The organism is Rubrobacter aplysinae (genome assembly GCF_001029505.1).
In the GTDB taxonomy this organism is placed as follows: domain Bacteria; phylum Actinomycetota; class Rubrobacteria; order Rubrobacterales; family Rubrobacteraceae; genus Rubrobacter_A; species Rubrobacter_A aplysinae.
Map to the genome: position 1 here is coordinate 23,346 of NZ_LEKH01000010.1, position 26,868 is coordinate 50,213.

Consider the following 26,868-nt stretch of genomic DNA (forward strand, 5'->3'; position numbering starts at 1 on the left):
ATATCGTCATGCGGAAACTCTTCTACCGGATTCATTAACGGGCGGGCGCCTCAGCCGTCCACGAGCCGCAGGAGGGTCTGCTCGTGGACGGCGAGCCCCCGGTCGGAGAAGAGCACGAAGCGGACCAGGGAGACACTGTTCAGCCGGACCGTCTCGCCGAGCACCGCGTCGAGCGCGACGCCGGCCGCCTCCTCCAGTGGGTAGCCGAATGCCCCGGTAGACAGCGCGGGGAACGCTATGGAGCTAACACCTAGCCCTTCGGCGCGGGCCAGAGAGCCCAGGTAGCAGCGGGCTAGCAGCTCGGCCTCCGGCCGGTCCGAGCCGTAGACGGGGCCCAGGGCGTGTATCACGTACCGGTTCGGGAGGCCGTGGGCCCCGGTCACGGCGGTCTCGCCAGGTGAGATCGGGGCCAGCGGCCGGCACTCTCGCTCGAGACCGGGACCCGCCGCCCGGTGGATGGCTCCGGCCACGCCGCCCCCGGTCACAAGCTCCGCGTTCGCGGCGTTTACGACGGCGTCCACGTCGGGCTGGTAGGCGATGTCAGCCTTTACGCACTCGACCGTTACTCCCCGCAATGATCTCCGCACGACCCTTACCTCCCGCTACTCGGCCTCGACGACGCCTCAACCACGTTGCAGAGAGTACCTGAGATACAGCTCGCCACCGGACTCGTAGACGGAGATCAGCCGCATACCGGCCGGAGCTTCTAGAGCCTCTCCCGTGAGTATGTTCGCGGCCTCTCCCGCGGCGAGCTTAGGGGCGAAGGTCAGGAACAGCTCGTCGACCTTGCCGGCCCCGATCAGGCCCCGGTTCAGGCCGGGACCGCCCTCGACGAGCAGCCGCCTAACGCCGTACTCCTGCCGCAGCACCGCGAGCGTCGTGCCGTATCCGGCGTCTTCCGGTATCCTCCGGGCCTCGCCTCTAGTAGAGAGTGTCTCCACAGCCTCGTCCGGGGCACCTTCCGAGATCAGGAACAGCAGCCGCTCCCCGGCGTTGTGGACGAGGTTATCCAGGGGCACCTGGCCGCTGCCGCTGATCACGACCCCCAGGAGGTCTCTTTCAGACATTTCGGGCATTTCGGGCACCATCCCGCGCAGGTCTTGCGGGAGCCCGAGGTTGATCTTCTCTTCCCTTACGGTACCGGCTCCGACCATAACGGCGTCTACGCGGGAGCGCAGCAGGCGCATCACCAGCCGGTCAACCTGCCCGCCGATACCGCCCGCGCGGCCGTCCACCGTGATCTTGCCGTCTGCGGTGGAGACCATGTTCAGCGCGACGCAGGGCCTTTCCGGCGGGGGCTCCGGAAACTGGAGGCCGCCGTAGATCTCCTCCGCCCTGAGCTCTGCCGGCTCTGGAAGTAGCCGCCTTACGAGCGGGTTTCTAGGAGACCCTGAAATCGTCGTACTCGTCCGCGATGGAATCCGGCAGCGTTACGTCCATGAGCGTACCCTCGAGGGTGCTCTCGGAGTCGTGTATCTCGGCCCGGCCGTACAGGCTCGCCGCCTTGCCATACTCCTGGTGCGGGATGAGTATCCTGATCCTGCGCCGGTCGCGGGAGATCGCGGCGTATACCCTGTCGAGCAGCGGGCTCACGTCGTGGTAGGCGCTGATCGTCACCGCCTCCGGGTACTCTTCCAAGAGGTCCGCGAGCGTCTCCGAGCGGATCAGATCTCCCTTGTTCAGACACACGATAACGCGGGGCCCGGCCTCCGCATTCTCCGCGCCACTTTCCCCATCGGCCGCCTCATCCGCGCCGTTCGAGCCGAGATAGTCAGCTATGGTACGCCTGACGGTGCTTATCTCGTCGTGGAGCTCCTCGCTGGAGGCGTCGGCGCAGAGCACTATAACGTCGGCGTCGCGGGTGGCCTCCAGGGTGCTGGCGAACGAGTGCACGAGCTGGGTCGGCAGCTTGCGGATAAACCCGACGGTGTCAGTAACTATAAAATCCGGCCTGACGGTGTCCGCGAGGCCGTTGCGCCGGGCCTTTGCCGCCCCGGAGGTTTCGGCTACCCCCGTGGTCTGACCGTTGTTCGGCGCGTCGTGTCTATCGCGGCCGTCGTTGCCGTGCTCGGAGCCGCCGGGGATTCTCCGGGTGGTCGTCTCCAGGGTCTCGAAGAGTCTGTCGTCTGTCGAGCGTTCCGCTCCGCTCAGGGCGTTTAGTATGGTGGTCTTGCCGGCGTTGGTGTAACCGACGAGCGCCACCTTGGGCGGCCCGCTCTCGCGGCGGCGGGCGGACCGGACCTCGCGGGCGGAGCGTTCTTCGTCCAGCTTGCGCCGGAGCACGTCCATGCGCTCCCGGATCATGCGCCGGTCGTACTCTAGCTGCTGCTCGCCCGGTCCACGGGCCGCGCCCCGGGCGCTGGCCCCGACGCCGCCGATACGGCCGAGGGCCGTGCGGCGTCCCTTGACCCTCGGCAGCCGGTACTCGAGCTCGGCAAACTCGACCTCCAGACGGCTCGCCCGGTCACTGGCGTGGGACTCGAAGATGCGGATGATCAGCTCCGTCCGGTCCACCACCGTGCCTCCGGCGACCCGCTCCAGGTTCCGCGCCTGCGAGGCGGTCAGCTCGTCGTCGGTGATAACGAGATCCGCCTCTAGCTCCCCGACAAGCCCGGCGAGCTCCTCGCGCTTGCCGCGTCCCACGTAGGCGGCGTTATCGCGGCGGTTTTGCTCCAGGCTGCCCACGACCAGGACGCCCAGGGTATCCGCCAGGCGCGCTAACTCCTGCATGTGGCGGTTCTCGCCCGCACCGACGAGCACCGCTCTCTCTAATCCCATAGACCGATCATACCACGCATGTAACCCGTGGCTTTTTCTCCGCCCGCCCGCTCCGCGACCGTGACCCCGGCGCTCTCGGGGAGGCTATCGCAGAGCTTGTCGAACCAGCGCATCTGACGCCGGGCCAGCCTCCGGGTGCGGGTATTTATCTTCTCTTCCGCCCACTCCAGGCTCGCCTCGCCGCTCACGTACAAGGCCATCTCCTTGAAGCCTACGGACTGCTTGACGGAGTCGTTCGGCTCCACTCCGAGATCCCGCCAGCGGCGCAGCACCTCCGCCACCTCTTCGGCCCCGTCCCGGACTATGCGCCGGGCTCTCTGCCGTATCCGGAGATCGAGCTCATCGCGGGGCGGTCTGATGTACAGGAGCGAGGTCGTGTACCTGAGACCGCCATCCCAGATAGACCTTCTCTCCTCCGCCCCGGCCAGATCCAGCTCTATCCTTCTCGCCTCACGGCGCGGGTTCGCCTTTTCTCCAACCTCTCCCCCTGCCTCCTCCACCCTACTCACGGCCTCGGCCCGGATCTCCCCCGGCACCCTCGGGGCCAGGTCCACCTCGAGGAGGATGGCGTTCAGATACATCCCGGTACCCGCGTCCAGCACGAAAGGACCGTCTGCGGCCCGGATCTCCGCTTCGGCCGCCGCCCTGTGGCGCGCGACCGTCCACTCTTCCGAGACCGGCACGATTCCAGTAAGTCTCGCGGGACGCTCCCTGTGCTGGTTCGTCACGACGGGCAGCTCCCGGTACACCTGCATGGAATCCACCACGATTGACGGAACCTCTAGCCCGCTCGCCCGGGAAAGGCCGCCAGAGAGACTGTCCGCCACCCCGCTCTTCCCGCTTGCCGTCGGACCACACACCACCATAGCTCGTGAAGCTTCTGGCGAGCTCTTCCTAATCTTCGTACTCCTCCTCTGCCTCGTAGATCCTCGCCCGGATGATGATCTCACCCTCCCGGCTCTCGCAGCCGATCTCCCCAACCTCGAGATAACTCTCGCCGGCCGCCCGCTCCACGATGCTCCTTATCTGCGAGAGATCCCGCTCATCCAGGGTAAGTCTGCCGCCTCCGAAGGCTCGCGAAGGCTCACTCTCCGCCCTGGAGTCTCCGCCACTCTTCTTCGCCTCCTCCCGCTTGACGACCCGCTCCGCCGGCGCCACCAGACCCTTCCTCACCCGCTGCAAGGTCCTCTTGGATAATCCGCCCCCAAGATTCTCCTCACACCACGAATCAAGCTCCGCTATACTCGAAGCTTCTTGTATTATATGGTTATGCACCATCAGGGATGTCACGCTCGCGGGGGAGCCGTAGAAGATTCCGGGGGCCCCGGGAGTTGAGGCCAGGTCTTCGAGCGTGGCCCACAGGTTGCTGCGAGAGTTCCGGCGCGGTTTTTTGGAATCGTGGCCGGACTGCAGGGAGCGTTCGGGCAGCGTGCGGGTGTTGAAGACCGTCCTGATCGAGGTCGGAGAGCCGGTAGACCCGGTAGACAGGACCTCGGCGGAGAGCGCCGCCTCTTTGATGTGGTGCAGGGAGAGACCGGCGCCGTGGGTGCGGCCGGCGAGCCGCGAGGGGGATAGGTGCCGGGTGGTAACCCCGGGCTCGAAGATCGTCTCCCGGTACTGCTCCGGAATTCCCTCCCCGTCGTCGAGGACGATCAGCTCCCGGTAACGCCGGGCGTGGAGTACGGAGGCGACATATACGTTCCCGGCCCCCGAGTCCACGGCGTTGCGCACGAGCTCCAGGAGAGCATCCTCTACCGTTTCTATGCGGGAAGGGGCACGACGGACGCCTTCCACACCGGTCAGCCGGGCGAAGCCCTCGCCGAGATCCCTGTACGGCCCTTCAGACACGGATATTCAAACCAGGAGCTAGCGAGCCACCTCGCTCACCCGGCTCTCGCGGATGACGGTGACCTTGATCTGGCCGGGGTACTGCAGGTCGTTCTCTATCTGCTTGCTTATGTCCCAGGCGAGCTTGGCGGCGATACGGTCGTCTATCTGCTGGGGCTGGACCATGACCCTGACCTCGCGGCCGGCCTGTATCGCGTACGCCTTCTCCACCCCGTCGTGGTTCGTGGCGATGCTCTCTAGCGAACGCAGCCGCTCGATGTACGTCTCGGTCGTCTCCTGCCGGGCGCCGGGACGCGCGGCGGAGACGGCGTCGGCGGTTGCAACCAGCACATCCTCGACGGTCTCCATCTCGATCTCGTGGTGGTGGGCGCTTATGGCCCGCACCACGGGGTCCGGCTCCCCGGACTTCTTCGCGTAACGGCCGCCGATCATGGCGTGCGTGCCCTCGACCTCGTGATCCACGGCCTTGCCCACATCGTGCAGCAGCCCGGCGCGGCGGCATATCTTCACGTCCGCGCCGAGCTCAGCGCCCATCATGCCGCAGAGGTTCGCCACCTCTACCGAGTGCGCCAGCACGTTTTGCCCGTACGAGGTCCGGTACTTGAGCGCGCCGAGCAGGCCGACCAACTCATTGTCCATACCGCCGGTTATCTTGGCGTCGTCGAGCGCCTGCCGGCCGGCGTTTTTCATCTCCTTGTCCACGTCTTTCTTGGCCTTGGCCACGATCTGCTCGATCCTGCCAGGATGGATACGACCGTCCTTCACCAACCGCTCCATCGAGATGCGCGCGATCTCGCGCCTCACCGAGTCGAAGCACGAGAGGACGACCGTCTCCGGCGTGTCGTCGATGATCACGTCCACCCCGGTGGCGGCTTCGAACGCCCGGATGTTGCGGCCCTCCTTGCCGATCACCCGCCCCTTCATGTCGTCCGAGGCGAGGGCCACGGTCTTTACCGTGGACTCCGAGGTGTGGTCCGAGGCGAGACGCTCCATCGTCGTGGACAGTATGTGCTTGGCCTCCTCCTCGGCCCGCTGCTCGGCCTCCAGGGTGCGATCCCGGATCATCCGCCCAACCTTACCTTCAAGCTCAGATTCAACTTCCGAGATCAGCCGAGCCTCGGCATCCGCACGGCTCAGGCCGGAGATCTCCTCCAGCCTGAGCTGCTGCTCGGCTTCGTGCTGCTCCAGATTTCCTTCTCGCTGTTTGAGGCTTTCTTCACGCTGGTCGAGGTTCCTGTTGCGGTTCTCGAGCTCTTTATCTCTACGGTCGAGGGCACCGTCGCGGTTGTCCAGGCGCTCCTCGTAGCGCGCCAGCTCGGTCCGACGAGCCCGAGCCTCTTCCTCAGCCTCAGCTTTAACTTTCAGCGACTCTTCTTTTGCCGCAAGCTCGGCCTCACGGCGGGCGGATTCGGTGATCCTGCCAGCTTCCCGCTCAGCCTCCTCGCGTATGGAACTGGCGTCGGAGCGAGCCTCGGCCTGCTTGCTGTCGGCCTGGTTCCGGGCAAAGAGAAAGCCGGCCGCCAGACCGATGGCAAGAGCCAGGACCGCTATCACGGCCAGTAGCAAGGTGGTCATTGATTTTCCTCCAAAGGCCGCCCTCTCTGTGGCGGTGAGCCGCTATACAGGCCGCTGGCTAACCCGGCATGCTACTGCGGCTTTATCCACGATCCACGCTGCGAAACGCTACGAACCTCCACAACGGCGGCCGGATAGTACCGGTGTATATCTACAAGCCTTTACAGATCTTTACAGATCACGTGGCTCCGGCGAGAGGAGATCACTCTCCCCGGCGGTACTCCCGGGCTACCTCCGTACAAACCCCGGGTGAATAGCCCCGCCGCGCCAGAAAGCCGTGGACCCGGCGCGCGAGCGCGTCAGATCCTTCCTCGGTATTATAACGCCGCTCGGCGGCGGAACGCGCGGCCTCCAACTCCGAGAGTTCGGAAAACTCCTCGTCCACGGCCTGCCGGGCTATGCTGTCGTCTACGCCGCTACGCCACAGATCGGATAGAACCCTTCTCGGACCATACTTGCCGGACCTCTCGGAGGCGAGATCCCTGGCGAAACGCCAGTCATCGAGGTAGCCGAGCTCCCGCAAACGCTCTACCACCTCCCCGACGGTGCGCTCGCCGTAACCATACCGGAAAAGGCGTTCCTCGACCTCTCCCACGGATCGTGCCCGATATCCGAGGTAATGGAAAGCCCGGCTCATCGCCAGCGCCTTTTCCCCGGCTAGCCGGGCTTCCTCTAACTCTTCTTGTGAAAGAGAGAGGCCCTTGTACAGCCCGTAGTCCAGCACCGCTCCGGGGTCGATCTCGGCGAAGAAATCACCGTCCACGTACAGCCGGGCGCGATTGCGCTTCTCGCTTATACCCGTTATCTCCGGCATCTAGCAGGCTCCGGGGCGACGCCCTGAAAGACGACGCCCGCGGTCTCTTGTCCTGTTAGAGGACCTGTCAGAGGCTATACGGCGCGCTCGGAGCCCTCCATCCGGCCTCCTGGCAGATCATCCTCGAATGCAGCTTCCTCGGAAGGCGACTCTTCCGGCTCCTCCTGGGGCTCCTGATCCAACCCCAGCTTCTGGTGGATGTCCCTGACTATCCTGTCGCGGACATCCTCGTTCTCCTTGAGGAATATCTTGGCTTTCTCACGCCCCTGGCCCAAGCGCTCGTCGCCGTACGCGAACCAGGCCCCGCTCTTCTGTACCACCTCGTTCTCGATACCGATGTCCAAGAGACTCCCCTCGCGGGAGATGCCTTCCCCGTACATGATGTCGAACTCCACCTGCTTGAAAGGCGGCGCGACCTTGTTCTTGGCAACCTTTACCCGCGTCTGGTTACCCACCGTGTCGTTGCCATCCTTAAGAGCCCCGATACGACGCACATCCAGCCTGACGCTTGAGTAGAACTTCAAAGCACGTCCACCCGGCGTCGTCTCCGGCGATCCAAAGGTGACCCCGATCTTCTCCCGGAGCTGATTGATGAAGATCGCCGTGGTTCCCGAGCGGCTCAGGGAGCCGGAGAGCTTTCTCAAGGCCTGGCTCATCAAGCGAGCCTGGAGTCCTACGTGAGAGTCTCCCATCTCACCCTCTATCTCAGCTTTAGGCACTAGGGCGGCGACGGAGTCCACGACCACGATATCGAGGGCGCCGGAACGGACCAGGGTGTCGGCGATCTCCAGGGCCTGCTCGCCGTTGTCCGGCTGTGAGAAGTACAGGTTTTCGAGGTCTACCCCGATAGCCTGGGCGTAGATCGGATCCAGGGCGTGCTCGGCGTCTATAAACGCGGCGAGGCCACCTGCTTTCTGGGCCTCGGCGAGCACGTGCAGCGCCAGGGTGGTCTTGCCGCTGGACTCCGGGCCGTAGATCTCGACGATCCTGCCTCTCGGCACCCCGCCCACGCCAAGGGCGAGGTCGAGCGAGAGCGCGCCGGTAGAGATCGACTCTATCTTGCGCTGGGTTTCATCGCCCATGCGCATGATCGAACCCTTACCGAACTGCTTCTCTATCTGGGACACGGCCGCGCCCATGGCCTTGCTCTTATCCAATGCTCCTCCAATTTGGTGTCTCTCGCCTCATACGTGGAGGCGTGTTTTCAGCACAGCGTCAGCAGCTCTACGGTGGAAGTGCTTGCCTCGAACTTGCCCCGATTATACTTTAGCCGTCGCCGCCTCCCAACACGGCGATATTGATGTCTCTTCCTTCTCACTCTCGTTTCAGGGTAAAGCTTCTGGAGCGAACCTCTCCGCTCTCACCTAGGGTCCCGTACTCCAGGCCGTTGATCCTGAGCTCCACGGCTCCGGCGTTCCCGGTGGTTATCCTGAGCCCCTCATCGGAGTCGAAGCTCCGGGAGAATCCGGGCTGCGCAACGCCCGTGTACTCGACCCTGCCATCCGACTCCACGCTGATCCAGGACTCCGCCCCCCGCACGACCACCCTCGCCCGGAGCCTCTCTGCCTGTGATGGAGACCCGCTCCCCGCCTCTTCTTCAAGCGTGGGGGTCGGCTCGGCGGTCGTGCTCCTAGCCTCGCCCGGGCCTCCGCCGCCGGGAGAGCTCTCCACGGGGTTACCGTCACCCTCCATGGGAGCGCCGGACAGTACGGTCTCGTTCTGTAGTAGATAAAGGGTCGTTACAACGAGGCCGAGAGACAGCACTATCAGCGAAACCAAGAGCAGGGCGCCACCATTCAACCCTCTACGGCGGGCCCAGGATAAAGCGGTCTGGTCACTCTCAGACTGTGATTTCCGGGTCGGAGACAAACGATTTCCTGCGGGAGAGCTCCTCCTCACCCGCCGCTTGTTATCCCTTTCGTGGCTCCCGAGGCTCCGGGTGAGCTCTTCTGCATCTAGCCCGAGGAACTCGGCGTAGGCGCGCAGAAAGCCTTGCGTATACCTCCGGCCCGGAAGCTCGGTGGGGTCCTCGCGTTCCAACCCTTCCAGATAACGCCACCGGATACTGGTGTACTTCTCGGCCTCTTTCAGAGAGACTCCGCGCCTCTGCCGGGCCTCCTTCAGGAGAGGCCCAATCTCGCCGTTCCAGGCTCCGGCCCTCGTTTCTCGGCGTCCCTTCATCTCAGGCTAAAGCCTGGCCGGAAGGCTCCACGCCTCCGGCCTAGCTCCCTCCTCCGGTACCAGGCTCGTCCGTGGGACCTTTCGATCTATCCGGCCGCGGCTCGACTACGCTCCCGGAGCTTCCTCTCTCGACGGAGCCCAGCCGGGATCTTGAGAAGGCGTTCTCGCCGGCTCCGTCAGAGGGCGGCGGTGGAGCCTGCTCTTCGGTCTCCGGCTCGTCTTCACCATCTTCCGTACCTTCTTCCGGAGGGCTGAATATTCTTTGTAGGTCCATCTCCGTAGCCGATATGGAGCGGGCCTTGGAGCCCTCGTAGGGTCCGACCACACCCTTGCGCTCCAGGGCATCCACGATGCGTCCAGCCCGGGAGTAGCCGACCCGGAAACGCCGCTGCACCGCGCTAACCGAGGCCTGCTGGCTGGAGACCACGAAGCTCGCCGCCTCGGGTAGGAGATCATCCTCCGGCTCCTCCTTGGACTCGCGGTGGTCCGGGGTGCCCTCGGTGACCTCTTCCACGTAGCGGGCCTGCGCGCTGCCGGTAGAGGCCTTGACTATCTCTTCCACCTCTCTCTCCGTGATGTACGCGCCCTGCACCCGGGAAGACCTCAGGGAGGTGACGGGCTTGAACAGCATGTCGCCGCTGCCCAGCAGGGCCTCGGCACCCGGAGTGTCCAGGATAACCCGCGAGTCCACCTGACTGGAGACGGCGAAGGCGATGCGGGACGGGATGTTCGCCTTGATCATGCCCGTTATCACGTCCACGCTGGGCCTCTGGGTGGCGACCACGAGGTGTATCCCCACGGCTCGCGCCTTCTGGGCGAGCCGGATCACGGCGTCCTCCACCTTGGAGGCGGCGGCCATCATCAGGTCCGCCAGCTCGTCTATAACCACCACGACGTAGGGCATCTGCTGCTCGAATCGCTCGTTGTAGCCGTCAAGCGAGCGTGCGCCGTGCTTCTCGAGCATCTCGTAGCGCCGCTCCATCTCGGCCACCGCCCACGAAAGCGCATTAGCAGCCTTCTTTACGTCCGTCACGACCGGCGTGATGAGATGCGGTATCTTGCCGAACTGACTGAGCTCCACCCGCTTGGGGTCTATCAGGACCAGCTTCACCCGCCGCGGGTCGGCGGTCAGGATCAGGGAGGTAAGTAGGTTGTTCAGCATGACGCTCTTACCGCTTCCCGTGGTGCCGGCGACCAGCAGATGCGGCATCTCGGCGAGATCCAAGAACACGGGCTTGCCGGATATGTCCTTGCCGAGGCCAACCGGCAGCGCCCAGTCGTTACCTGCCGGGTACTCCTGGAACACGTCGCCGAGGGTTACGGTCGCGGGCTTGGTATTCGGGACCTCTACCCCTACCGCGCTCTTGCCCGGTATCGGCGCGAGTATGCGCACCTCCGTCGCGGCCAGCGCATAGGCTATATCCTGCTGGAGGTTGCGGATCTTGCCGACCTTGATGCCCGAACCCAGCCTGAGCTCGTAGCGCGTGACCCGCGGCCCGACGATGGCCCTCAGCACGTGTGCCTCGACTCCGAGGTCGGATAGCGCCCGCGTTAGCCTCTCGCTGGTCTGCTCGGCGTCGTGCTCGGGGTCCCCCTTACCGGTCTTGAGCATGGACATCGGGGGCGCGGAGTAATCGCCGGATACGATCTCCCGGCCGGCCTCGACCTCCTCGAACGAGGTCTGCTTACGACTCTCCGGCAAGACCACCTCGAAACCACCCCGAGGCTCCTCATCCTGACCGGACGCCGGCGCCACCTCGCCGTTGGACGGCTCCGGATGGGGCCCACGAGGCTCCTTCTCGAACTCTATGGTCTCGCTCTCGTCTTCCAGGGCGACGCCCGAGTCAGCTCCGCCCGTCCGGGGCTCGGGCCGGGGGGCCCGTTTCACGCTCCCGCCTTCTTTCCCCAGGACCCGGGTACCCTCCTGGTTTCGGGCTTCCGCGCGAGCCCGGCGCCTCTCGCCCTGCTTTTCACGCAGGGCCGACGCGCCATCCATCAGTCCCGAGCCTGAGCTGCCCAGAAATTCCCGTGACTTTAGTAGAGCCTGCTCGGCCGTTACCCCGGTCAGTAACAATAGGCCGGCCACGTACAGCAGGACTAGTAACAGCACGGCCCCGATAATCCCGGCGACGCTATATACCGCCGCGTACACCAGGCTGCCGACGAGGCCTCCGTGCTGCATGTACGTCCCCGGCTCGAAGCGTTCTCCGGCTGTCATGGGAGCGGCCAGCGTAGAAGCTGCGGCCACGAACAGCAGAGAGGCCCCGGCCAACCTCCGGTAATCCGGCGGGCCTACGAGGAGCAGAATTCCGGCGACGGCCATCGCGGGCGGCACGAAAAGCCCCGCCGCGCCCATGAGATACCGGAACCCGGTCATCCCGCTCTCTCCGAGAACCGCTCCACGCCCCGTTATGAAAGCCGCCGTCAGGAATAGCCCGACCACGAGCAAAACCACACCCAGCGCCTTGCGGGTCAGAAGCGGGTTCGGCGTCGGCTCCTTCTTCGAGGCGTGACCGCCCCTGGCGGCGGGCTTCCTCCCACCGCCGGAGGCTCCCTTCGGCCGGGCCCCGCTCTTGTGAGTCTTGGACGCCTTGCTCCCGCCGCCCGCACCGGATTTTGCCCGCGAACTCTTGTTCGTAGCCATGCCCTTAGTTTAGCGCAGCGTCCGCCGCGCCATAAGCCGGGGCCTCATGTAGTGGTCCCCGCCGGCTACACCTCAACTATTAGCGGCAGTATTATGGGTCGCTTCTGGGTACGCTGGTTCAGGAAGCCCGAGAGGTCGCGCCGGATCTCGGTTTTGAGGTCGCCCCAGTCCGTGATCTGCTTCTTGGCGGTCCGGTCCAGGGTCTTGGAGACGACGCCTATGGAATCGCCGACCAGCCCGTTCGCCTCCTGCTGGTTTACGAAGCCGCGCGAGATCACGTCCGGCTCCCCGAGCAGCTGCCCGTTCTGGGCGTTAATTCTGGCTATGACGATGAACATTCCGTCTTCGGAGAGCTGCTGGCGCTCGCGCATTATGGAGTCCGAGGTGTCGCCGAACGTCGCGCCGTCCACCAGGAACATACCCGCCGCGACGTTGTCTATCTGGCGGGCCTGGCCGTCACCGTAGAACTCCACGCAGCCGCCGTTTTCGAGCACGAAGATGTTCTCTTCCGGGATGCCCATGGACTTCGCGGTCTGGACGTGATGGAACTGGTGCTTGTACTCGCCGTGTACCGGCACGAGATACTTCGGGTTCAGCAGAGACAGCATGGTCTTCTGCTCCTCCTGGGAGGCGTGGCCGGAGACGTGCACCGCCTCCAGCGGGCTGTAGTGGACGTGCGCGCCGCGCTTCATCAGGTTGTTTATCGTGCGGGACACGCCCTTCTCGTTACCCGGTATGGGGTGGGCGGCGATTATTACCGTGTCGCCGTCGCCGGCCTCTATGGTCTTGTGCGCGCCGTTCGCTACGCGGGAGAGCGCGGCCAGCGGCTCGCCCTGGGAGCCGGTCATCAATATTACGATGTCCGAGTCCGGGACGTTTGCGATGTCGCGTCCCTCGACCATCATCGAGGACGGCAGATCTATGTAGCCGAGCTCGCGGGCTATACCGACGTTACGCACCATCGAGCGCCCGGCGACCCCGACGAGGCGGCCGTGACGCTTCGCCGCCTCGACGACCTGCGAGATCCTGTGCAGGTGAGACGCGAACGAGGCCACGATCACACGCCCCTCGGCCCCGGCTATGAGACGATCCAGCGTAGCCGCAACGTTCTGCTCCGAAGGGGTGTGGCCGGGACGTTCGCTGTTGGTCGAGTCGCCGAAGTAGGCGAGCACGCCCTCGTTGCCGATACCGGCGAGGCGGGCGAGGTCCATCCGGCGGCCGTCTATCGGGGTATGGTCTATCTTGTAGTCGCCCGAGAAGACCAGGGTGCCCTGATCCGTCTTTATGGAGACGGCGCAGGCGTCCGGGATGGAGTGGTTGACCTCTATGAACTCCAACCCGAAGCCGGCGAGCCGCTGCTTGTCGCCGCCCTTGACCTCGCGCAGGTCACCTTTCTTTATGCCGAACTCCTGGAGCTTGGATCTTATGATGCCGAGTGTGAGCTTGGTCGCGTACACCGGCACGTTGAACTCGCGCAACAGGTACGGGATCGCACCCACGTGGTCCTCATGGCCGTGGGTTACGACTATGCCCTTGAACTCCTGCGAGTGCTCCCGGATGTAACTAAAGTCCGGCAGTACCAGGTCTATGCCGGGCATCTCCTCGTCCGGAAACGACATCCCGGCGTCCACCAGAATCATGCCGCTATCCTGCCGCACGGCGGTCATGTTCTTGCCGATCTCCCCCAGACCTCCCAGGGGCATTACCTGTACGTTCTTGCTCTTGCCGTTTCTTTCGTTTGCCACTATCTCTATTGCCTCCTTTGCGAGCGCAAAGGCCGCAGCGCATCATGCGCTAATGTCGGGTTACGACCCGGGCACCGGAACGCCATCCCACTCTTGTACGGCGGGACATAGCGTTTCCCGGCTCCGGATCGCAACCGGCCTCCGCTTCGCTAGTTTTCGTCAGTTCTTATTCAGCTCTTTTGGCTCTTTATTTAGTTCTCGTTCAAGAAACGTCCGAGGTCGAGCTCTTCCGGTCCGACCGCGGAGAGATACATCCTCTCCGGCTTCAGGTGCTCCCTGGCAAGACGCTGTATATCCTCCGCCGTTACGGACTCTATGCGGTTCGAGATCTCCTCGGGTGTGAGAAGCTCCGCGCCCGTGATTACGCTCCGCCCCATGCGCGTCATGCGGGCCGAGGTGTTTTCGAGCGCCATTAGAGTCTGGCTCTTGAGCTGCTCGCGGGTGCGCCTGAGCTCTTCCTCGCCGATCTTCTCCTCCTGGATGCCCCGGAGCTGCTCGGCTATGACCTGTACCGCCTCCTCGACGTTCCCTGTCGTGGAGCCGACGTAGATCTTGTTCGCCCCGGCGTCCGAGAAGCCCTCGTGGAACGAGAATACCGCGTATGCCAGGCCGCGCTTCTCGCGCACCTCCTGGAACAGCCGGCTCGACATCCCGCCCCCGAGCACGTTGTTCAGCGCCGCCATCGCGTAGCGGTCCTCGCTCTTGGCGGGTAGCCCGAGAGAACCGAGCGCCACGTGGTACTGTTCGGTGTCCTTATACTTGTAGAAGAAGCGGCTATCCGGCTTTTCGACCCGCGATCCCCGGTGCGAGGACTCGCCCTGCGGCAGACCGCCGAGGCTCTCCTCCGCCATCCTTTCGAGCTCTTCGGGATCGAGGTTGCCCGCCGCCACGACGAACACGTTGGAGCCGTTATAGGTATTGTCGTGGAAGCTCATCAAGGTGTCGTGGTCCACGCCGCGCACCGTCTCCGCAGAGCCGATTATGGACTTTCCGAGGCCGTCGCCGTGGAACACGAGGCTCGCGAGGTACTCGTCGGCCATCTGGTCCGGCCGGTCCTCGTACATGCGAATCTCCTCGACTATGACCTCGCGCTCGCGTTCGAGGTCAGCGAGGGTCGGGCGCCGGATCATGTCTGACATGATCTCCATCGCCGAGCCCACGTGCTCGGGCAGGAAACGGGCGAAGAGCATCGTGTACTCCTCGCCGGTCGCGGCGTTCTCCTGCGCGCCAATGCCCTCGAACTCCTGGGCTATCTTCAAGGCGTCACGGTCGGGGGTACCCTTGAACAGCATATGCTCCATGAGGTGCGTGATCCCGGCGACCTCGTCCCGCTCGTCGCGGCTTCCGGCCCGGATCCAGACCCCGAGCGCAACGCTGGTTGCGCCCGGCATCCTTTCCGACAACACCCTCACGCCGTTTGGCAGGGTCTTTACCCTGACCCCGCCTCCGGCGTCCGCCGCTCCGTTGGAACCACTACTCTGAGCCATCTCTAGCTTTCCACCCGCTCTAGCGAGATCTTCTTGTTCTTGTCTATCTCCAGCACCCGGACTTTGATGGCATCGCCCTCGCTGACCACGTCCTCGACGTTCTCCACGCGCTCGTTGCCCGGCGCGAGCCGCGAGATGTGCAAGAGCCCGTCCCGTCCCGGCGTAAGCTCCACGAAGCAGCCGAAGTTGGTGATCTTTACGACCTTGCCGTTGTAGATGTCTCCGGCCTCGACGTCCTTGGTCATCGCGTTGATGGCCGAGATCGCCTCCTTCGCCGACACGCCGTCCACGCCCGCGACGTACACCGTGCCGTCGTTCTCGACGGAGATGTTGACGCCGTAGTTCTCCTGCAGGGAGTTTATGGTCTTGCCGCCGGGACCGATGAGCATCCCGATCTTGTCCGTGTCGATCTTGAACACCTCGACGCGCGGCGCATAGTCCGACACCTCCTCGCGGGGCTCTGCGATGGCCTCGTGCATGGTGTCCAGGATCTCCAGGCGGCCCCTCTTGGCCTGATCCAGCGCCTCCTGCAAGAGCTGCGCCGAGACGCCCGTGATCTTCATGTCCATCTGTAGCGCGGTGATGCCGTCCCGCGTACCGGCGACCTTGAAGTCCATGTCGCCGAGGTGGTCCTCCAGGCCCTGGATGTCGGTGACGATCACGTAATCGTCGCCTTCCTTGACCAGCCCCATCGCAACGCCCGCCACGGGGGCCTTGATCGGCACACCGCCGTCCATCAGCGCCAGAGTCGAGCCGCAGACGCTCGCCATCGAGGAGGAGCCGTTTGACTCCAGCACCTCAGAGATGATGCGCAGCGCGTACGGGAACTCCTCGTCCGAGGGCAGCACAGGCACGATTGCCCGCTCGGCCAGCGCGCCGTGGCCGATCTCCCGCCGCCGCGGCGGCCCGAGACGCCCGGCCTCGCCGGTTGAGTACGGCGGGAAGTTGTAGTGGTGCATGTAACGCTTGGTCGTGTCCGGCTCCAGCGTGTCGAGCTTCTGGGACAGGCCAAGATCCGCCAGCGCGAGCGAGGAGAGAACCTGTGTCTCACCGCGGCTGAACAGCCCGGTGCCGTGGACCCGCGGCAGCACGTCCGTCTCGGCGGAGGTCGGCCGGATCTCGTCGAACGCCCGCAGGTCGGTGCGCTTGCGGTCCTCAAGCATCAGCGACCGGAACGCCTCTTTCTTTAGCGTATCCAGCGCGTCCTTTACCTGAGGGACCTCTTCTTCCTCGCGGCCTTCCACGAGCTCGTCCTCCAGGTCGTCCAGCGCGGTGCGCCGCGCCCGGCGGTCGGTGTTGACGATCGCTTCCTTGATGCGGTCGAAGTGGCCATTACGCAGCTCGTCCACGAACGGGTTGGCCCCGGCCCCGGTCTCGAACTGCTGCTTGGGCTTGCCGTGCTCGGCGGCCCAGCCTTCTATGGCCTCGACCTGCGAGGTGATGGTCTGCTGCGCGAGCTGCAGGGCCTCCACCATGACGTCCTCGGTTACCTCGTTGGCCCCGGCCTCGACCATCGTGATGGCTTCCTTGGTGCCGGCTACGACGAGGTCCAGATCGCTCTCGCCGATCTCCTCGTAGGTCGGGTTCAGCACGAACCCGCCGTCGGGCTTGCGCCCGACGCGCACGGCCCCGATCGGGCCGTCATACGGTATGTCCGAGAGCGCGAGCGCGGCCGAGGCCCCGACCATGCTCACGGTGTCGAACGGGATGCTCTGGTCGGCGACGAGGACCGTGCCGATCACCTGTATGTCGTAGTAGTAGTTCTTAGGGAACAGCGGCCGCAGAGGGCGGTCGGTAAGCCGCGCCGTGAGCGTACCCCGCTCCGAGGGCCGGCCCTCACGCTTGATGAAACCGCCCGGGATCTTGCCCGCCGACGACATCCTCTCCTCTACGTCAACGCTCAGGGGCAGGAAAGTGGCCCCCGGTCGCGGCGACTCCGAACGGGTCGCGGTGGTAAGCAGCATGGTGTCGCCGAGCCGGGCCGTGACGGAGCCGCCGGCTTGCTTGGCAAGCTTACCGGTCTCCAGCACTAGCGTCCGCTCGCCGACGGGTATCTCTAGACGCATATTCTTTTTCTCCTGTTTACTTCGTGTAATTCGTTTACTGCGATGTTCGGTTCAGACAGACTTCTAAAGATTCTGATGGTGCTTCTAGTACCCGTTAGCGGCGCAGCCCGAGGCGTGCGATCAGGGCGCGATACTGCTCCACGTCGTTGCGCTGGATGTACTGCAACAGCCGCTTGCGGCGGCCTACCAGCTTCAAAAGGCCCCTGCGGGAATGATAATCGTGCTTGTGGGTGCGCAGGTGCTCTGTGAGGGACTTGATCCTCTCGGTGAGCAGCGCGACCTGGACCTCCGAGGAGCCCGTGTCTCCCTCGTGGGCCTGATACTGCTGAATGGTCGATTCCTTGTTTTCCGCTACCGCCAACTTCCTGCTCCTCTTCTTACTCTCTTCGTTTGCTTTGTCTAAACAGTCTCTAGATTATGCGTATGCTACCACAGGTATCAAACCCTAGGGTGCCCCCTCCTCCAGTTCCCGGGCCCGCTCCACGTCGCGTGAGATCTGGGTCTTTAGCTCCTCTAATCCCGAGAACCTCTGCTCCCCCCTGAGCCTCCCGGTAAAACCCACCTCAACCGTCTCACCGTACAGGTCGCCGTCGAAGTCCAGCAGATGGGCCTCGATGCGATTCTCCCGGCGGTCGAAGGTGGGCGCGGTCCCGACGTTGGTGCAGGCCCCGTAACGCTCTCCGCCGGGTAATTTCGCATACCCGGCATACACTCCGCGAGCGGGGACGAGAACTCTCGGGTCAGGGGCCAGATTCGCGGTGGGGAAACCTATAGTGGCCCCGCGCTGGTCTCCGGTTACCACCTCGCCCCGCACGGCATACGCGCGGCCCAGGAGGCGCGAGGCACCGAGAACGTCTCCCTCCGAGACCAGCTCTCTTATGCGGGAAGAGCTGATCTCGCCTCCATCCCCTCCCCAGGCGTGCATCGGCACAGGGTAGGCGTCGCCGCCGCTTTTCTGGAGGCTTCCCGCAAGCTCCCGTATCCCGCCCGACGCCTTGTGGCCGAAGCGGAAGTTCTCCCCGACCACGACCGCCGAGGCCCCGAGACCGCCGACCAGCACGTCCTCCACGAACTCCTCCGGCCCCTTCCGGGATAGCTCGGCGTCGAACGGGATCACGAACACCTCGTCTACTCCACAACCCAGAAGTAGCTCGCGTCTAGTCTCGGGCGCAGTTAGCAGCCAGGGCTCGGTGCCGGGCCGGATTACGGCCCTCGGATGGGGATCGAATGTCGCCGCCACGACCCTCCTGCCGCTCTCGCGGCCAACCTCTAGCGCCCGCCGAATAACGGCCTGATGTCCGAGATGTACCCCGTCGAAGTTCCCGAGGGCGACCACCACGCTCCCGACCCGATCTACCCCGCGCAAAGCACCGCTTCGGGCCGGGCCGTTCCCTCTTGCGCGCGGTAGATCGCGAGTAGCTCCCCGGCGTGCTCGACGCGGAGCGCCTCTCCCTCTCCGGCAGGGCCGGCGCCCGCGAGTGGCTTCCCGTCGGCAACCCGGTGGCAGTCACCGGCGTCCACCTCCATCGCCGGCAGGTGAGATACCACCTCCCGCATGGGCCTCAGCCGGGCCGGGACCTCCTTATCGGACAGCTCGTCCGGCGTAACCGCGTCCCTCACGCCCAATTTGCCGACCGTGGTGCGGCGCAGCGCGGTGAGGTAGGCATCCGAGCCCGCTGCCTGGACGAGGTCCGAGATCAGGGTCCGCACATAGGTCCCGCTGCCGCAAGAGACCTCGAAGGTCGCGGTGCTCTCGGCAGCGTCGTAGGCGGTAAGTTGTATGGAGTACACGGTTGCCGTCCGGACCTCACGCTCGACGGTCTCCCCCCGGCGATGCGCTTTATACAATCGCTCCCCACCGACCTTCACGGCGGAAGCCATCGGCGGAAGCTGCCGTATCTCGCCGGTAAACTCCGGCAGCATGGCCCGTATCTCGGCCTCCGTCGGAACAGAGCCACCTAGCTCGGTGACCTCGCCGTCAGCATCGAGGCTGTCCGAAGCCGCCCCGAGCCTCGCCGTGGCCGTATAGGACTTATCCAGGTCTGTGACGTAACGTGAGAGTCGGGTCGCCCGGCCTAATAGCAGCACCTGGAGCCCCGAGGCCATCGGGTCCAGCGTGCCGGTGTGCCCGATCTTGACGCCCTTTTTCTTCGGCAGCAGACGCTTCACCAGGGCGACCGCCTTCGCGCTACTAACTCCAGTTGGCTTGTCCAGTAGGAGCGCCCCGGTATACGCCGCTATCTCGGCGGTGTCCGCTACCTCGACCCCTTACCGTCCAAGTTCACCACGCCGTCGAGCTTCTCAAGGAGCTCTTCGCGGGCCTCGGCGGGCGTTTTAGGGGTGGTGTAACCGGCTGCGAGCCGGTGCCCGCCACCGCCGAAGGTGCGCGCGATCTCGGCCACGTCCACACTCTCCGAGCGGAGGCTGCCCTTGGTGCCCTCGGGAACCTGGCGCAGGTGGGCGACCAACTCGACGCCCTGCACCTTGCGCAGGCTGTCTATGGACTCCTTGGAGTCAAGCTCTGTGGCCCCGGCCCGCTCGTAGTCACCGTCGTCCACGGTCGAGATCAAGGCTTCCCCGTAGCGCCGGGCGTTGGCCATAGAGAGCCCGACTATGTTGACCTGCTGTATGGTGCCGGTGCGGTTGATCCTGTCGTCCACCTCGGCGGGCACGACCCCGGCGCGCAAGAGCTCGGCGACCAGCTCGTGCATCGCGGGGGAGGTATTGCGAAAGCGGAAGCCGCCCGTATCCGTATACACCCCGGCGTAGATCGCCTCGGCGGCATCGCGCTCGATCTCCACGCCGAGCAGCGGGTACAGGCTCGCCACGACCTCGGCGCTACCGGCGGCGTTGGCGTTTACCAGGTTATAGTCGCCGTAGAGCGGGTTGTCCTCGTGGTGGTCGAGGTTCAGCCCGACGTGCTCGTGGTCCACCCCAACCCTATCCTGCCGGGAGGTATCCGTCACGAGCAAGGTACGGCCGTCGTCCGGCAACTCGGTCAGGACCTCGTCCGGCGGCAGCCAGCTAAGGTAGCCCGGGACGGGCTCGCGGTGGCAGATCACGGCGTCTGCCCCCAGGGCGCGCATCAGGTACAGCATTGCCACAGACGAGCCGATGGCGTCGCCATCCGCCCCGACGTGGGTGCTGATGGCGACCTTGTCCAGCTCGCGCAGGTAGTCGGCTACCTCCTGCGGCGCGTTACTCGCTACTGCCTGCTGCGTCCTCTCCTGCATCTTCTCTAACCTCCCTGAGGGCTTCGTCTATCCTGGTGGCGTGCTCGACCGCCGGGTCCGGCTCGAACGAGATCCGGGGCGTCCGCCTGAGGCGTGTCCGCGACCCGACCGCGGATTGTAGCCGTCCGGCGGAGCTTTGCAGCCCCTCTGCAACCTCCCGCTCGTCGCCGCCGGAGAGCGTGCTGTAGTAGACCTTCGCGTGTGCCAGGTCCGGGCTGACCTGCACCCCGGTAACGGTGACGAGGCCCTGTATCCTGGGGTCGGAGAGGCCGTCGAGGTGGTCTCCGGCGATCTCCTTGATCTGGGACTCTATCTTTCTCGTGCGGCTCGACCCCGCCCCCGAGGCGCTCATAGCTTCACGAACTCCTCTCGCCACTCAACTATCGCCAGGTCGTCGTAGTTCAACAGCGCCCGGCGCACCTCCTCGCGCTTCTCCTCGGCGGAGCCGCGGTCCACAGCCGCCACGGCCAGCTCAACCGAGGCCCGCTGCCAGGATTCCTGGTGATCCGACTCCACCAGCGAGACGTTCTTGCGCCGCAGACGGTCCTTGACCGAGCGGATGATCTTTCGCTTCTCCTTGAGGCTGGAGGCGAAGGGCAGTTCTAACTCCAGCCTCACGACACAGAACACTCGGTCTCTCTAGCGTACGCTGCCGGCAGCCTACCGCTCTATCTCGATCATCTCGAAGAACTCCAGCATGTCGCCCTCTTTGAGGTCGTTGAAGTTCTCGACGCCGATGCCGCACTCGAACTCCTGGCGCACGGAGCGCACGTCGTCCTTGTACCGCTTGAGCGAGGAGAGCGTGCCGGTGTAGATCACGGCCCCGTCGCGCACGACGCGCACGCGGTCGTTGCGGTGGATCTCACCGCTCGTCACGTAGCTACCCGCGATAACGCCGGCGTTCGGCACCCGGAACAGGGCGCGCACCTCGGCAGTACCGTTATCCTGCTCGGCGATTTCCGGCGCGAGCATGCCCTTCATGGCGGCCTCGATGTCTTCGAGCGCCTTGTAGATCACGTCGTAGGTTCGGATCTCCACCTTCTCGCGCTCGGCGACCTGCTTTGCCGTGGTCGTCGGCCTTACGGAGAAACCGATCAGGATCCCGTCGCTGGCCGAAGCCAGCATCACGTCAGAGTCGGTCAGCGCACCCACTCCTGAGCGCACGATGTTGACCCGCACTTCCTCGGTGGAGAGCTTGGTGAGAGACTCCTTGAGAGCCTCGACCGAGCCCGCGACGTCCGCCTTGATGACCAGGTTCAGGTCCTGGACGCCGCTGTCGCTGACAAGCTGCTCCAGCGAGCGGCGCGGACCGGCCTCGGCAAGCTCCTGACGCCTGAGCGCGGCCTCGGCCTGCTCGGCCCTGCCACGGGCCTCCCGCTCGTGCTCCACGACCTCGAACCGGGTACCCGCCTCCGGAACACCGGAGAGACCCAGTATCTCCACGGGAGACCCCGGCACCGCCTCTTTCACCCGAGCCCCGGTGTAGTCGAGCATCGCCCTGACCCGCCCGTAAGAGGAGCCCGCGAGCACCACGTCGCCTTTCTGGAGGGTCCCGCGGTTCACGAGCAGTGTCGCAACCGGACCCCGGCCCGGGTCCCGCTCACCCTCTATGACGTACCCGCTGGCCTCGGCCTTGGGGTTCGCCTTCAGGTCCTCGAGCTCGGCCACGATCAGGAGGTTTTCGACGAGGTCTTCTATCCCCTCGCCGGTCTTGGCGGAGACGGCCACGGTCACCGTGTCGCCGCCGTAGGCCTCCGGCACGAGCTCACGCTCGGATAGCTCACCGTACACCCTATCCGGGTTGGCGTTCGGGACGTCTATCTTGTTCAGCGCCACCACTATCGGCACGCCGGCGGCCCGGGAGTGCTCTATGGCCTCCTCGGTCTGGGGCATGATACCGTCGTCGGCGGCGACCACGAGCACGACCACGTCGGTGACCCGCGCGCCACGCGCCCGCATCTCGGTGAACGCCTCGTGGCCCGACGTGTCTATGAAGGTGACCCGCTTGCCGTTGCTCTCGGCCTGGTACGCGCCGATGTGCTGCGTGATGCCTCCGGCCTCGCCCTCGGCCACGGCCTCGCGCCGGATACGGTCCAGGAGCGAGGTCTTGCCGTGGTCCACGTGGCCCATGACGGTAACGACCGGCGGCTTCTCTTCGAGGTCCTCCGGCGAATCCTCGACGACCTCCTCGGGCACCGGGTCGGATACGGCCCCGATCTCCACCTCCGCGCCGAGTTCATTCGCCACCAGCTCGATCTCATCCGGCGAGAGAGTCTGGGTGACGGTCTTCATCTCGCCCAGGGAGAAGAGTATGGAGACGATCCTGGCCGGAGCCACGCCCAGAGCATCCCCGATGTCGGAGACGGTCGCGCCGGGCTCTACCCGCACGGCGCTCGAAGGGGCTTCCGCAGGCTCCTCCGCCTCCGGCCTCTCGCTCTTGGCGGCGGGCTCCTGCCCCGGGTCCTTCGGGGCTGCGGGGGCCGCGGCCGCCTTGGGGGACCGGTTGGTGGCGCTGGAGTCTATGACCACCCTGCGCCGCTTGCGGCCCTTGTCTTTCTGGCCTTTCTGGCCGCTCTGGCTTTTCTGGCCGCTCCCGTCCGACGGCGTCGCGGGCTGCTGCGCCTCCGCGGCGGCCTGCTCCTCGACGGACGCCTCGTTCGGAGACTCTTCCAACTTGCCTACACGCTCGGCCTTCTGGGCCTTCTCGGCCTCTTTCTGCTGGGCCGTGGTTCGCCCATTACCGGCGGCGTCCTGCCGGTCCGTGTCGGGCTTTACGGCCTGATGCACGGTCTCTTCGTCGTCCAGCGTGGTGGCACCGTTCGGCCCATTGTCGGCCGGCTCGCCATCCGTCCCGAACAACCTGGCATAGGTATCGTCCTCGACGGTGGCGAAGTGGTTCTTCACCTCTATACCGGCATCTTGCAGCCGTCCCATGACCTCTTTGGTACCAAGGGACTGTTCTTTTGCTATCTCGTATACGCGCTTACTCATCCGCTACCCCCTGCGAACCTTCGACCAGGCCCTCAAACTCGACGGCCTGAGCCTGGTGAGAGGGTATACCGCAGAACAGTGAACCGGCCAGCGCGGTGTTGGCGCAGCGCCGGCCGTTTGATAGGACCGCCCTGCAACGGTGCAGCGCGGAGTCCTCCTCGGGCTCCCAGCCCTCCTCCTCGGTCTCGTAGTCTGTGGCCTGGCTTTCGGGTTTTATGTCTATCTTCCAGTCGGAGAGCTTGACGGCGAGGCGGGCATTCTGCCCCTCTCTGCCGATGGCGAGCGAGAGCTGATCGTCCGGGACGATAACCTCGGCCTGCTGCTCTTCCTCATCCAGGTAGACCTCACGCACCCGAGCCGGTGAGAGCGCCTTGGCTATAAAGCGCGCCGGGTCCGGGTCCCACTGGATTATGTCTATCTTCTCGTTACGTAGCTCGCTCACGACCGCCCTCACGCGGCTGCCGCGCGGCCCGACGCAGGCTCCGACCGGGTCTACCCCGGTCTCGTTGGAGTGTACGGCGACCTTCGAGCGCAGCCCCGCCTCGCGGGCCACGGCCTTGACCTCCACGAGCCCGTCGTGGATCTCGGGCACCTCGAGCTCGAAGAGCCCCTGGAGTAGCCCCTCGTGGCGGCGGCTAACGGTGAGCGACGGCCCGCGGCCGGGCTCCCGGATCTCCAGCAGGTACACCTTTATGCGCTGGCCGTTCTCGTAGCGCTCGGTCGGGACCTGCTCGCCCGGAGGCAGCATGGCCTCTACGCGGCCGAGGTCCACCAGCGTCATCCGCCGGTGTGACTGCTGCACGATGCCGGTGACGATGGCGCCCATGCGGCCGCCATACTCCTCCATGAGCTGCTCGTTGTGGATCTCGTTCAGCCGCTGGTAGAAGTTCTGGCGCATGACGTTGGCCAGCATCCGGGTGAGGTCTGGCGGGGTAACGTCCTCGCCGTCTTTCGTCACCACCATGTGGCCGGTCTCGTCGTCTATCGTGACCTCTGCGCCCTCGACGGCGTCCTCACGGTTCTCGTAAGCCGCCAGCAGCGACTCCTCCAAGACGCTCCGCACCGTCTCGAAGGGTATACCCTTGTCTCGTTCTATCTCTTGTAGTGCGCCTAGTAACGCTGTGTTCATGCTTGTATGTCCTCTCTGAGGTAAGCCCGGGTTACGGAGCCGAACGGCAACTCCACTTCCGCTCCCCCCTCCAAGAGTTTTAGGACGAAGCTCGACTCCCCGGTTCTGTGTATCGTGCCGGTGAAGTTACGCTGTCCGTTTATGGGCTCGCCGACCTTTATCTTTGCCTCGTGTCCCTCGAAACGCCTGAAGTGATCCGGCTTGGTCAGCGGCCGCTCTATGCCGGGAGAGGAGATCTCGACCGGCCCGTCGAATCCGGCCCCGTCGAGCGCCGGTCCGACCGTGGAGGCGAGCCGGGAGCAGTACTCGTGGTCCACCTCGCCGCCTTCCCGGTCGACGAGCAGCGTCAACGCGGGACCCCCGGAGAAACGAGCCTCTACGAGCTCCGCCTCCTCGGGCAACGACTCTTCGACGACCTGAGCCAGCCTCTCCAACCGTGCCGTACCTTCTCACCTCGCTTTTCGGGATCTTCGTGATCCGCTTTGATCCGCTTCTAACCACCGTTTTCAGACGTTAAAAAAGCAACGGGTCCGAAGACCCCTTGCTCCGTCCAACGCTTAGATTATACAGCAGCGGCACCCAGTTACAATGAGGCGGGACACTACAGAGCGCACGGCCCGAAGCTACGTCATAGCCGGTTCGCCCGCTACCGTTATCCCCCTAGGGGCTACTTCCAGCCGTCCTTCTCTATCTCCTCGAAGAGGGCGTCGAAGACCTCGTCGGGCTTTACCTTGCGGAGTTCCTGGCCCTTGGTGAATATGAGGCCGTAGTCTTTGCCGCCAGCTAGGCGGGGCTCAAGAACGAATCCGCGCCGGTCACCTTCTCCGGCACGTTAAGGGTGCCGTGCCTCTTCATCCACTCATCGAAGGCCGCGAGCGCGACGAACTCCAGACCTAGGGGATGATCCTCCGCGTCCAGGTCGGCGTAGACGCCTTCTTCCAACTCTATAGTTCGGCTCACCCGGCCATCATCGAGCCTTATATACAGTGCATCGGCCTCGTTATCGAACTCGAACCTCACGAGCCTGACCTTCCTCCAAGTCTATTGCACTAACAATTCTAGCATCGGTTTCAGTCTCAAGGGTGTCTACGAAGACTATACGTAGGAGCCTTCCACCTTCAAACACGTCCTCTGAGACTCGTTTGCCGTAACTCGGGTAGGTGAGATCGGGGTTATTCAGCACACGTAGAACGTCCGATTCCTGAACACCCCGCTCCTCCATCCGTATCAGCGCATGGCGAGTGTAGCTCAGCCGCTCATACGCCACGGCTAAGGGGCCTCTGGCTTACTTCCAGCCGTCCTTCTCTATCTCCTCGAAGAGGGCGTCGAAGACCTCATCGCGCTTTACCTTGCGCAGTTCCTGGCCCTTGGTGAATATGAGGCCGTCGTCCTTGCCGCCGGCAACGCCGTAGTCCGCGTCCCGGGCCTCGCCGGGACCGTTCACGATGCAGCCCATCACGGCGACGGTGAAGTGATCCTCGTAGTGCTTGAGCTTCTCCTCGACCTGCGCTGCGACGCCTATTACGTCGAAGCCCAAGGTGCGGGCGCAGGAGGGGCAAGCTATGACGTTCGGGCCCCGGTGCCGGAGGTCGAGCGCGCCCAGAATCTGGTACGCGACCGGTATCTCCTCGACCGGGTCCTCGGCGAGCGAGATGCGGATGGTATCCCCGATACCGTAGGGCAGGAGCTGACCCAGGGCCGCCGAGCTCTTTATAGCGCCGGGCAGCTTGGTGCCGGCCTCCGTGACGCCGAGGTGGAGCGGGGCGTCCGAGTGCTCGCGGAAGCGGCGGTTGGCCTCGACCATCTCCGGGACGTGGCTGGCCTTCAGCGAAACCTTGAATTCGTAGAAGCCCATCTCCTCGGCGATCTCGACCTTGTGGAGCGCGCTGGTTACCAGCGCCTCCTCCTTGGGTAGATCCCAGTACCGCTTCTCGACCGAGCCGGAGTTGACCCCGATGCGCATCGCCGTACCGGTCTCCTGACACTTCTCTATGACCTGGCGGTAGCGGTCGTCCTTGCCGATGTTACCGGGGTTTATGCGCACGCAGGCCGCGCCCGCGTCGGCCGCGCCGAGGGCCATCCGGTAGTCGAAGTGGATGTCGGCTATCAGGGGGACCGGGGAGCGGTGTACGATCTCCCGGAAGCCTTCGAGCGCCTTGGAACCGTTTACCGAGACGCGCACAAGCTCGGCCCCGGCGGAGTTCATGTCGTAGATCTGCTGCACCGTGGCCTCTACGTCGTTGGTCATGGTGTTTGTCATGGTCTGCACCGCGACCTGCGCGCCACCCCCGATGGGCACTCCGCCGACCGAGATCTGACGGCTCGTTACCGGCCTCTCGCGTACCGCTGTCTCAGACATCTCTCTCCTCGAATGCGC

The 26,868-nt window shown here is 64.7% G+C and carries 25 protein-coding genes; all 25 read right to left on the reverse strand.

The window, feature by feature from the left end:
- Positions 1-50 precede the first annotated feature (50 nt).
- The 25 genes from ABD53_RS10775 to ispG all read right to left on the reverse strand — a co-directional run bounded on the left by ABD53_RS10775 (position 51) and on the right by ispG (position 26,850).
- A complete protein-coding gene (locus ABD53_RS10775) occupies positions 51-587 on the reverse strand; it encodes a macro domain-containing protein (protein ID WP_047865806.1) in 537 nt (178 codons plus the stop codon).
- A gap of 36 nt (positions 588-623) precedes the next feature.
- Positions 624-1,421 carry a RibD family protein gene (locus ABD53_RS10780; RefSeq protein ID WP_327286895.1) on the reverse strand — a complete coding sequence of 266 codons (798 nt, stop codon included), beginning with the start codon at positions 1,419-1,421 and terminating at the stop codon, positions 624-626.
- Complete coding sequence (hflX, locus tag ABD53_RS10785; RefSeq protein WP_084709532.1) at positions 1,381-2,778, reverse strand: GTPase HflX; 1,398 nt, start codon at positions 2,776-2,778, stop codon at positions 1,381-1,383. Before hflX ends, ABD53_RS10780 begins: the two co-directional genes overlap by 41 nt.
- Positions 2,769-3,605, reverse strand: a complete 837-nt coding sequence (locus ABD53_RS10790) for a hypothetical protein (RefSeq protein ID WP_047865808.1) — start codon at positions 3,603-3,605, stop codon at positions 2,769-2,771. The genes hflX and ABD53_RS10790 overlap by 10 nt, the downstream gene beginning before the upstream one ends.
- A 67-nt stretch (positions 3,606-3,672) precedes the next feature.
- Positions 3,673-4,626, reverse strand: coding sequence for an ATP-binding protein (locus ABD53_RS16025; RefSeq protein ID WP_053057958.1), 954 nt, complete (start codon positions 4,624-4,626; stop codon positions 3,673-3,675).
- 18 nt (positions 4,627-4,644) lie between these two features.
- Positions 4,645-6,201, reverse strand: a complete 1,557-nt coding sequence (gene rny / locus ABD53_RS10800; RefSeq protein ID WP_047865809.1) for a ribonuclease Y — start codon at positions 6,199-6,201, stop codon at positions 4,645-4,647.
- Positions 6,202-6,403: 202 nt separating this feature from the next.
- Positions 6,404-7,015, reverse strand: coding sequence for a regulatory protein RecX (locus tag ABD53_RS10805; protein ID WP_053057959.1), 612 nt, complete (start codon positions 7,013-7,015; stop codon positions 6,404-6,406).
- A gap of 74 nt (positions 7,016-7,089) precedes the next feature.
- Positions 7,090-8,154, reverse strand: a complete 1,065-nt coding sequence (gene recA / locus ABD53_RS10810) for a recombinase RecA (protein ID WP_047865873.1) — start codon at positions 8,152-8,154, stop codon at positions 7,090-7,092.
- Positions 8,155-8,329: 175 nt separating this feature from the next.
- A complete protein-coding gene (locus ABD53_RS10815) occupies positions 8,330-9,196 on the reverse strand; it encodes a helix-turn-helix domain-containing protein (protein ID WP_047865810.1) in 867 nt (288 codons plus the stop codon).
- A 40-nt stretch (positions 9,197-9,236) separates the two neighbouring features.
- A complete protein-coding gene (locus tag ABD53_RS10820) occupies positions 9,237-11,840 on the reverse strand; it encodes an FtsK/SpoIIIE family DNA translocase (RefSeq protein WP_053057960.1) in 2,604 nt (867 codons plus the stop codon).
- A 65-nt stretch (positions 11,841-11,905) separates the two neighbouring features.
- The gene (locus tag ABD53_RS10825) at positions 11,906-13,585 is read right to left on the reverse strand and encodes a ribonuclease J (protein ID WP_235401536.1); all 1,680 of its coding nucleotides are present in this window, start codon (positions 13,583-13,585) and stop codon (positions 11,906-11,908) included.
- Between the two features lie 191 nt (positions 13,586-13,776).
- Complete coding sequence (locus ABD53_RS10830) at positions 13,777-15,072, reverse strand: M16 family metallopeptidase (RefSeq protein WP_053057961.1); 1,296 nt, start codon at positions 15,070-15,072, stop codon at positions 13,777-13,779.
- Between the two features lie 2 nt (positions 15,073-15,074).
- Entirely contained in the window at positions 15,075-17,138 is a 2,064-nt protein-coding gene (locus ABD53_RS10835; RefSeq protein WP_047865811.1) for a polyribonucleotide nucleotidyltransferase, read from the reverse strand.
- Between the two features lie 94 nt (positions 17,139-17,232).
- Positions 17,233-17,499 carry a 30S ribosomal protein S15 gene (rpsO, locus tag ABD53_RS10840; RefSeq protein WP_047865812.1) on the reverse strand — a complete coding sequence of 89 codons (267 nt, stop codon included), beginning with the start codon at positions 17,497-17,499 and terminating at the stop codon, positions 17,233-17,235.
- Between the two features lie 84 nt (positions 17,500-17,583).
- Positions 17,584-18,504, reverse strand: coding sequence for a bifunctional riboflavin kinase/FAD synthetase (locus tag ABD53_RS10845; RefSeq protein WP_047865813.1), 921 nt, complete (start codon positions 18,502-18,504; stop codon positions 17,584-17,586).
- The gene (gene truB, locus ABD53_RS10850) at positions 18,492-19,379 is read right to left on the reverse strand and encodes a tRNA pseudouridine(55) synthase TruB (protein WP_047865814.1); all 888 of its coding nucleotides are present in this window, start codon (positions 19,377-19,379) and stop codon (positions 18,492-18,494) included. The genes ABD53_RS10845 and truB overlap by 13 nt, the downstream gene beginning before the upstream one ends.
- A 14-nt stretch (positions 19,380-19,393) precedes the next feature.
- Positions 19,394-20,371 (reverse strand): DHH family phosphoesterase, encoded by a 978-nt coding sequence (locus ABD53_RS10855; RefSeq protein WP_047865815.1) that lies wholly within the window; start codon positions 20,369-20,371, stop codon positions 19,394-19,396.
- Complete coding sequence (gene rbfA / locus ABD53_RS10860; RefSeq protein WP_047865816.1) at positions 20,337-20,723, reverse strand: 30S ribosome-binding factor RbfA; 387 nt, start codon at positions 20,721-20,723, stop codon at positions 20,337-20,339. Before rbfA ends, ABD53_RS10855 begins: the two co-directional genes overlap by 35 nt.
- Complete coding sequence (locus ABD53_RS10865; RefSeq protein ID WP_047865817.1) at positions 20,720-21,001, reverse strand: DUF503 domain-containing protein; 282 nt, start codon at positions 20,999-21,001, stop codon at positions 20,720-20,722. The genes rbfA and ABD53_RS10865 overlap by 4 nt, the downstream gene beginning before the upstream one ends.
- A gap of 30 nt (positions 21,002-21,031) precedes the next feature.
- Positions 21,032-23,362: a translation initiation factor IF-2 gene (infB, locus tag ABD53_RS10870; protein ID WP_047865818.1), complete on the reverse strand. Its 2,331-nt coding sequence runs from the start codon at positions 23,360-23,362 to the stop codon at positions 21,032-21,034.
- The gene (nusA, locus tag ABD53_RS10875) at positions 23,355-24,491 is read right to left on the reverse strand and encodes a transcription termination factor NusA (protein ID WP_047865819.1); all 1,137 of its coding nucleotides are present in this window, start codon (positions 24,489-24,491) and stop codon (positions 23,355-23,357) included. Before nusA ends, infB begins: the two co-directional genes overlap by 8 nt.
- A complete protein-coding gene (locus ABD53_RS10880; protein ID WP_053057963.1) occupies positions 24,488-24,925 on the reverse strand; it encodes a ribosome maturation factor RimP in 438 nt (145 codons plus the stop codon). Before ABD53_RS10880 ends, nusA begins: the two co-directional genes overlap by 4 nt.
- A gap of 349 nt (positions 24,926-25,274) precedes the next feature.
- Complete coding sequence (locus ABD53_RS10885) at positions 25,275-25,511, reverse strand: DUF2283 domain-containing protein (protein WP_047865820.1); 237 nt, start codon at positions 25,509-25,511, stop codon at positions 25,275-25,277.
- Complete coding sequence (locus ABD53_RS18020) at positions 25,492-25,758, reverse strand: DUF4258 domain-containing protein (RefSeq protein WP_084709535.1); 267 nt, start codon at positions 25,756-25,758, stop codon at positions 25,492-25,494. The genes ABD53_RS10885 and ABD53_RS18020 overlap by 20 nt, the downstream gene beginning before the upstream one ends.
- Positions 25,759-25,776: 18 nt before the next feature.
- Positions 25,777-26,850 (reverse strand): flavodoxin-dependent (E)-4-hydroxy-3-methylbut-2-enyl-diphosphate synthase, encoded by a 1,074-nt coding sequence (gene ispG / locus ABD53_RS10890; protein WP_047865821.1) that lies wholly within the window; start codon positions 26,848-26,850, stop codon positions 25,777-25,779.
- Between the last annotated feature and the right edge of the window lie 18 nt (positions 26,851-26,868).

What these genes read in the sequence shown, in the direction of transcription:
- hflX (WP_084709532.1), bottom strand. Translation starts at nt 2,778, where the DNA reads ATGGGATTAGAGAGAGCGGTGCTCGTCGGTGCGGGCGAGAACCGCCAC.
- rny (WP_047865809.1), bottom strand. Translation starts at nt 6,201, where the DNA reads ATGACCACCTTGCTACTGGCCGTGATAGCGGTCCTGGCTCTTGCCATC.
- ABD53_RS10805 (WP_053057959.1), bottom strand. Translation starts at nt 7,015, where the DNA reads ATGCCGGAGATAACGGGTATAAGCGAGAAGCGCAATCGCGCCCGGCTG.
- recA (WP_047865873.1), bottom strand. Translation starts at nt 8,154, where the DNA reads ATGGGCGCGGCCGTGTCCCAGATAGAGAAGCAGTTCGGTAAGGGTTCG.
- ABD53_RS10815 (WP_047865810.1), bottom strand. Translation starts at nt 9,196, where the DNA reads ATGAAGGGACGCCGAGAAACGAGGGCCGGAGCCTGGAACGGCGAGATT.
- ABD53_RS10820 (WP_053057960.1), bottom strand. Translation starts at nt 11,840, where the DNA reads ATGGCTACGAACAAGAGTTCGCGGGCAAAATCCGGTGCGGGCGGCGGG.
- ABD53_RS10830 (WP_053057961.1), bottom strand. Translation starts at nt 15,072, where the DNA reads ATGGCTCAGAGTAGTGGTTCCAACGGAGCGGCGGACGCCGGAGGCGGG.
- ABD53_RS10835 (WP_047865811.1), bottom strand. Translation starts at nt 17,138, where the DNA reads ATGCGTCTAGAGATACCCGTCGGCGAGCGGACGCTAGTGCTGGAGACC.
- ABD53_RS10855 (WP_047865815.1), bottom strand. Translation starts at nt 20,371, where the DNA reads ATGCAGGAGAGGACGCAGCAGGCAGTAGCGAGTAACGCGCCGCAGGAG.
- rbfA (WP_047865816.1), bottom strand. Translation starts at nt 20,723, where the DNA reads ATGAGCGCCTCGGGGGCGGGGTCGAGCCGCACGAGAAAGATAGAGTCC.
- infB (WP_047865818.1), bottom strand. Translation starts at nt 23,362, where the DNA reads ATGAGTAAGCGCGTATACGAGATAGCAAAAGAACAGTCCCTTGGTACC.
- nusA (WP_047865819.1), bottom strand. Translation starts at nt 24,491, where the DNA reads ATGAACACAGCGTTACTAGGCGCACTACAAGAGATAGAACGAGACAAG.
- ispG (WP_047865821.1), bottom strand. Translation starts at nt 26,850, where the DNA reads ATGTCTGAGACAGCGGTACGCGAGAGGCCGGTAACGAGCCGTCAGATC.